Raw genomic sequence first — 5839 nt, forward strand, 5'->3', positions numbered from 1 at the left:
CTGACGAGCGATCCCGACGATGTCGGGCGCGTCGCCGGTGGCCGACCGGTCACGACCGTTCGGGTCTGAGCGCACACCGGACGCAAACCTCCCGGGTCATGGGGCGCCTGACGGGCCCGCCCACATCCCCACCGGTACAAGCGCGCCAGCAACGCTGACTGCGAAGTCCCTGGGTGGACGGCTGACCGATGTCGCCATGGCAACGCTCACGCTGGACGAGCGCAACGATCTGGCACCGCCGACGTTTCTGGCACGCCTCCTCGCCGAGGGGCCGCGGTCGCTGCGGGGGTGGCGGCCGGCGGACCGCCTTGACCGCGGGGTGATCCTGCGGGAAGCCGTGACCGGGGGATTCCCGCTCGTCGTCGCGCAACAAGACCGGGACGGGGCGTCGCGCAGGCTGCTGACCGACTGGGTCTCCGCGGCGGTCATCGCCGACGGGGCGGCACTCGCCGGGGTGCGCAACACCGAGGAGCTGCGCAGGATGCTGCGGTTGTACGCCGCGGCGACGGGGTCGATCGTGCCCACAAGGACCGCCCCACCGCGGATCGCCTTGAGATCAACCGGGCGACGGTCGCGCGCTACCGCTCGACCGGCTCGTCGGCTCAGACGCCGAGGGGCTGCTCGGCCGGATAGCCGTGCACCCAGCGCGGTCCTGGACGCATGTCCTGTGCGGGGCGCCGTGCAATGCAATTCGTTATACTGGAGCGTATGCCACAGTTGGTGACCCGCATCGACGAAGCGACCGCACGGGCCGTCGATGAGCTCGTTGCCGCGGGGGTGGTGGGCTCTCGCTCCGAGGCGGTCCGGGTGGGGTTGCGGGGGCTCATCGAGCACCATCGCCGGCGGCAGGTCGGTGAGGCCATCGCGGCGGGCTACGAGCGCCAGCCGCAGACGGCTGGCGAGGTTGGCTGGGCCGACGAGGCGACGGTTTCGATGATCGCTGAGGAGCCCTGGTGACCGAGCCCCGCCAAGGCGAGGTCTGGTGGGCCGAGGCCGAGGACAAGCGACGACCGGTGCTGGTGGTCACCCGAGATCAGGCCATCGCGGTCCTCACGTGGATCCTCGCTGCCCCCGTGACCCGGACGGTGCGCAGCATCCCAACGGAGGTGGGACTCGGCGAGGCGGAGGGGCTGTCCGAAGACTGCGTCGCCTCGTTCGACAACCTCCAGCCCATCCGGCGGTCCTTCCTCACCAGCCGGATCGGGGCGCTCGACGCCGTGCGACGCAGCGAGATCTGCCGTGCGCTGGACGCGCTCGCCGACTGCGCCTGATCGGTCGTGGCAGCCCGGGCGCGAGGAAATGGTGTCGGTCACCGCCTCGTGGTCAGGCTCGTCGGTGTCGAAGAACGCCAGCAACGCGCTGGTGTCGACGATCATCGTTCGCCGAACCCGGCGAGATGGCCATCGGCATCGCGGGCGATCGGCGCACCACTGGCGAACAGCCCTCCGCACGGACGTGGGCGCGGGCCTCCCACGGCCGATCGCAACGAGTCGCGGATGACCTCAGCCTCGGACACGCCGCGCTGGCGCGCCGCACGCTTGACCGCGTTCTTCAGTTCATCCGGCAGGTAGACCGTCGTCTTGTCCACGCCGTGATCCTTCGCGCTCGTCCGCCGCAACATATGGTACCACCGGTGGCGCTCCGCCCTGGTGCACGCCGAGCGCACTGCCCCTGCGTGTTCCACGATTGCGTTTCATGTCTATTCTGGTTACGGTATAGACGTGAAACAGCACGGGATGGAGGACGGGGCATGGTTGGGCGGCGTGGGGTTGCGTGAAGCCGCCGAGCGTCTCGGCGTGTCCCAGCGTCGCGTGCGTGCGATGATCACTGCCGGCCAGGTCGAGGCTCACAAGGTCGGGGGCCGGTGGCTGGTCGATCCTGAGTTCATCGACCGGGTCGCTCGCGTCCGCCGTCGTGACGGGCCGCCGTGGTCGCCTGTTCTGGCTTGGGCGTACCTTTTGTATCGCGACGGGGATCCGTACGCCCTTGAAGGTCTGTCACGGGTGTCGCGGCATCGGGTGCGTCAACGCGCCAGCGTGCCGCTGGGGCTGGGCGAGCTCGCGGCGTTGGCGGCGAGCCGGGCGCGGGTATTGCGCTGCCGGGTTCACCCTTCGGTGGTCGACGAGGTGTTGAGTGCCGGGCTGGCCAGCGGCCTGTCAGCCGCTGAGGCCCTCGGTGTGGGCCTAGGGGTGCGCCTCGGCGAGCACGCCGACGTGTACGTGCCCGAGTCGCGGGCGCACCTGCTCATCGATGAGCTCGCGCTGTCGCCCGCTCGAGGCGGGCAGGTCAACGCCATCGTGCGGGCCGTTCCCGATCCCGCCTGGCGGCTGGAGCACCGCCGGGTCGCCCCGGCACTCGCCGTGGCTCTGGACTTGGCCGAGCACGGCGACGCGCGCAGCCGCGAAGCCGCCGAACTGCTGGCCTCTCGTGCTGGCGAGATGGCCGATGGCTGACCATCCAGCGGTCGCGTCGATCGTGGTCCCTGCCGCGCAGGGGGCGCTGGATGGGGCATGGCGGCTGCTACTGGCGCTGGCCGGCGAACCGTCCGCGCCCCGCTGGGTGCTGATCGGCGGCCTGCTCGTCGAACTCCACGCCCGTGAGCACGCCGTTGTACCCCCGAGGATCACCGACGACGTGGACGTGCTCGTCGACGTGCGCACCAGCCCCGATGGTCTGCCCGTGGTGGCCAAGTGGCTCATCACCCAAGGGCTGGAGCTCGACACGCCCGACCCCGACGGCGTCGCACATCGGTTCCGCCGAGCCGACGGTGTCACTGTCGACCTGCTCGCCCCCGACCACGTCGGGCAGCGCGCGAACCTGTCCACGGTCCCACCAGCCCGCACCATCCAGGCCGTGGCCGGCTCCCGGCTCGCGCGCAGCGCCCAACCGGTGCGCGTGACCTACCGAGACATGCAAGGCATCATCCAACGCCCCGCCGTACCCGTCACGATCGTCGGAAAGTACCGCGCCTACAGAAACGACCACTCCACGCGCCCAGCCGAGAGGCACCTCACCGACGTGGTGTTCCTGCTCTCGCTCGTCGGCGACCCTCGACGCGCCGCAAGCGAGCTTGCCGGCAGCGACCACAAGGATCTCCAACGCCTGCGAGCAGAACTGCAACCAGAGCATCACGCCTGGAAGTCGCTCGCTGAACCTGCTGACGCGCAAGCCGCCCTCCGACTGATGACCCGTCCCCAACCGAGGTAGCAGCCCACGACGTGATGGTCGTCATCGAACCCGACCGCCTCCGCGTATGGAGCTGTCCAGCACCGCAAAGTAACCAGCGTGCCGGCCTTCGTCCCGTGCTCCAGCTTGTCGACAGTGACAGCGGCGTCCTCGTCGGTCTCGGCGCCTGGCCATGGACGGCCCCATCGACGACACCCGATGAAGTCGGCGCGGTGGCCCCTCCAGTCTCGCGCCCGGGACGGTGCTGCTCGGCCGCGTCGTGCCCTTGGGTGCTTCGGTGCACCGCCGGTTGTGCCGGGTGACCGTCTCAGCGCTGGCCCCGCGCGCCTTAGGCCGGGGTGCCATCAGGGCCGCAGGCCACGGACGGGACGTACCATGCGCACATGGGAGATCACGGGCCGCGAACCGTCCTCGACGAGCTGCGCCGACGGCGCGAGGCCGCCACCCTCGAGGAGGCCTGCCGGGACCTCGGCATCGTGCTGCTCGTCGCGTTCGGCAGTGCCGTGGACGAGCGCGTCACCGAACCGGGGGACCTCGACCTCGCGGTGCTCCTCGAGGCTGACCGCGACCTCGTGGAGGTCGTCTCCCGGATGATGGCGTGGCTTGCCAGCGACGACATCGACGTGCTGGATCTCGCCAGGGCCGATGTCGTCGTGCGCTATGAGGCGCTGGCGGGGACCGAGCTGCTGTACCAGCGCGACAGCGACACCTTCGATGAGCTCGAGATCGCCGCAGTGCTGCGCATGGCCGACACGAGGTGGCTGCGGGAGCTGCGCCTCGAGGTGTTGGCGCGATGAACGCCCGGCCCGTCAACGCCGAGGTCGTGCAGCGGCGCCTCGAAGAGATGCATGCTCTGCTCGGCTACCTGCGAACGCGGGAGGACGTGACGCCCGCCGACCTGCGGGCCGACATCGAGGTGCGCCTGGCAGTCGAGCGGGCGCTCGCCCAGTTGGTCGACCACGCGACGAGCGTCAACGCCCACATCGTGTCCGGGGCTGGTGCACTGCCGTCGGCGGACTACCGCTCGTCGTTCCATGACGCCGCGCAGCACGGGCTGATCAGCGAGGAGCTCGCCGAGCGGCTGGCACCCGCGGCCGGGCTGCGCAACGTGCTCACCCACGAGTACGTCCGCGTGGACCTGGAGCGGGTGGCCGCTGCGGTCGGCGACGCCACCCGCGACTTCGGCGACTACGTCCGCGAGGCCGCCGCCTTCCTGCGCACCTTGCGGCGGGAGTGAGCGACGGGGGTGGGCGGTCCCGTGGCGTCTGCTCGGCCGGGTGCGACCTCGCCGCGGTCAGGGCACCGCCAACCGTGCCAGGTCCGGCGGCAGTGGTGCCCCCAGGGCGCGTGTGGACGACATCCCGGCTGACCAGCAGCGCCTCGCCGTCGTGCTCCCCGACCCGGACAGCGGTCACCAGATGATGAGGTCTCGCATCTCATCGCTCTTGGCGTCGGGCGGCTGCGGCGGCAGATGGAAGCAGGCGCGGCGATGGGCTTGCTGGAAGTCGGACAGGGTCGGCTCGATGACTTCCGTTGCGGGGCAGGACTCCCGGACGAGTCCGAGCACATCGACATCGGCGATGGCGTCGTGGGCGGCCCTGCGCGTGAAGTCGACGTTCCAGCGGGCCAGCTCCTGATACCGGTCAAGTCGCGTCGGCGCTGGCCGTGCGGCAGCAGGTGCAGCCCGTCCAGCAGCTCGGCCTGGGTGATCGTGGTGGCGAACAGCGAAGAGGCCGGTCCAGACGCGAGCCAGGTTGCCACCGATCGATGCGGCTGTAGGCGCAGCGCTTCGGAGACGACGGTGGTGTCAAGGACGATCATCGCGCGAGGGCAGGGGGCTCCCGCGGAGGTTCGCGGTCAGGCAGGGCCAGGTCGATGCCGCCGAGCGGATCGATGTGTCGGCGGATTCGCTGGTACAGGTCGGTCGGCTCGTTGTCGTGGACGGCGAGCTCGGCACGCAGGATGTTGCGCGCTTCCTCCTCCATGGAGTGGCCGCAGGCGGCAGCACGGATACGCAGCTGCCGCTTCAGCGCAGGATCGAGGTTGCGAATGGTGATGGCAGACACGGCGCAGCCTCCTGGTCAGCAGCATTGATGCGTGTCGCAGCATTGCGACCAGGTGGGCGCCTACTTCGCGACGACGGCGGGCCCCGAGGCTCGGCGATGACGGCGCGCCCAAGCGGGTGCGCAGACCGCCCCCGTTGGCGAGGGCCGGTGATCGCCCGCGGCGCCCCGCGCTCCACCTGCGCCCGGACAGGGGTGTGACCCCGGCGAGGCCGGGGTGGCGGGTCAGGGGATTCGTCGGTGGGGCGGGGGCTCATCGGGCGGCGGGTCGGTTTCCCACAGGCAGGGCTCGGCGTTCGGGCCAGCCGGACGTGTGGTGCGCGCCGTCGACGGTCGGGGGTCGGGCATGTGATGCTGCGGCGGTCGCACCCGGGGCGGTCGGGGGCCGGGTCCGCTACCGTCGGGCGGGCTCCCGGGTTGCCGCCCGGACTGTCGGGGATCAGGCGCCCCGCCGCGGGGCGTGCCGCCCGCGGGTGGACCCCCGGGCGGGCGGGGTGTCGGCCCTCCGCCGCCGGGCGCGCCGCCGTCGACGGGCCGGGCGTCGGGCGGTCGGGTGTGGGGCGGGCCGGTGTGGTAGCCGCCGGCGGGGT

At 71.4% G+C, this 5839-nt stretch carries 9 protein-coding genes; 6 read left to right on the forward strand and 3 right to left on the reverse strand.

Annotated elements, in window-relative coordinates; genetic code table 11:
* Positions 1-708: 708 nt before the first annotated feature.
* Positions 709-957, forward strand: coding sequence for a ribbon-helix-helix domain-containing protein (locus WD250_08355; GenBank protein MEX2620217.1), 249 nt, complete (start codon positions 709-711; stop codon positions 955-957).
* On the forward strand, positions 954-1271 hold the full coding sequence (locus WD250_08360; GenBank protein ID MEX2620218.1) for a type II toxin-antitoxin system PemK/MazF family toxin: 318 nt from the start codon (positions 954-956) through the stop codon (positions 1269-1271). Before WD250_08355 ends, WD250_08360 begins: the two co-directional genes overlap by 4 nt.
* Positions 1272-1372: 101 nt before the next feature.
* Here the strand turns inward: WD250_08360 and WD250_08365 are convergent, their stop codons facing one another.
* Positions 1373-1588, reverse strand: a complete 216-nt coding sequence (locus WD250_08365; GenBank protein ID MEX2620219.1) for a CopG family transcriptional regulator — start codon at positions 1586-1588, stop codon at positions 1373-1375.
* Between the two features lie 133 nt (positions 1589-1721).
* Between WD250_08365 and WD250_08370 the strand changes: the two genes are divergently transcribed.
* From WD250_08370 to WD250_08385, 4 genes are all read left to right on the forward strand, one after another.
* On the forward strand, positions 1722-2453 hold the full coding sequence (locus WD250_08370; GenBank protein ID MEX2620220.1) for a helix-turn-helix domain-containing protein: 732 nt from the start codon (positions 1722-1724) through the stop codon (positions 2451-2453).
* The gene (locus WD250_08375; protein ID MEX2620221.1) at positions 2446-3207 is read left to right on the forward strand and encodes a nucleotidyl transferase AbiEii/AbiGii toxin family protein; all 762 of its coding nucleotides are present in this window, start codon (positions 2446-2448) and stop codon (positions 3205-3207) included. The genes WD250_08370 and WD250_08375 overlap by 8 nt, the downstream gene beginning before the upstream one ends.
* Before the next feature lie 362 nt (positions 3208-3569).
* Entirely contained in the window at positions 3570-3983 is a 414-nt protein-coding gene (locus WD250_08380; GenBank protein MEX2620222.1) for a nucleotidyltransferase domain-containing protein, read from the forward strand.
* Positions 3980-4423 (forward strand): HepT-like ribonuclease domain-containing protein, encoded by a 444-nt coding sequence (locus WD250_08385; protein MEX2620223.1) that lies wholly within the window; start codon positions 3980-3982, stop codon positions 4421-4423. Before WD250_08380 ends, WD250_08385 begins: the two co-directional genes overlap by 4 nt.
* A gap of 174 nt (positions 4424-4597) precedes the next feature.
* Here the strand turns inward: WD250_08385 and WD250_08390 are convergent, their stop codons facing one another.
* Both WD250_08390 and WD250_08395 read right to left on the reverse strand, forming a co-directional pair.
* Positions 4598-4753 carry a hypothetical protein gene (locus WD250_08390; protein MEX2620224.1) on the reverse strand — a complete coding sequence of 52 codons (156 nt, stop codon included), beginning with the start codon at positions 4751-4753 and terminating at the stop codon, positions 4598-4600.
* 250 nt (positions 4754-5003) lie between these two features.
* Positions 5004-5252, reverse strand: coding sequence for a hypothetical protein (locus WD250_08395; protein ID MEX2620225.1), 249 nt, complete (start codon positions 5250-5252; stop codon positions 5004-5006).
* Between the last annotated feature and the right edge of the window lie 587 nt (positions 5253-5839).

The sequence above is a fragment of the Egibacteraceae bacterium genome (assembly GCA_040905805.1).
Lineage (GTDB): Bacteria > Actinomycetota > Nitriliruptoria > Euzebyales > Egibacteraceae > DATLGH01.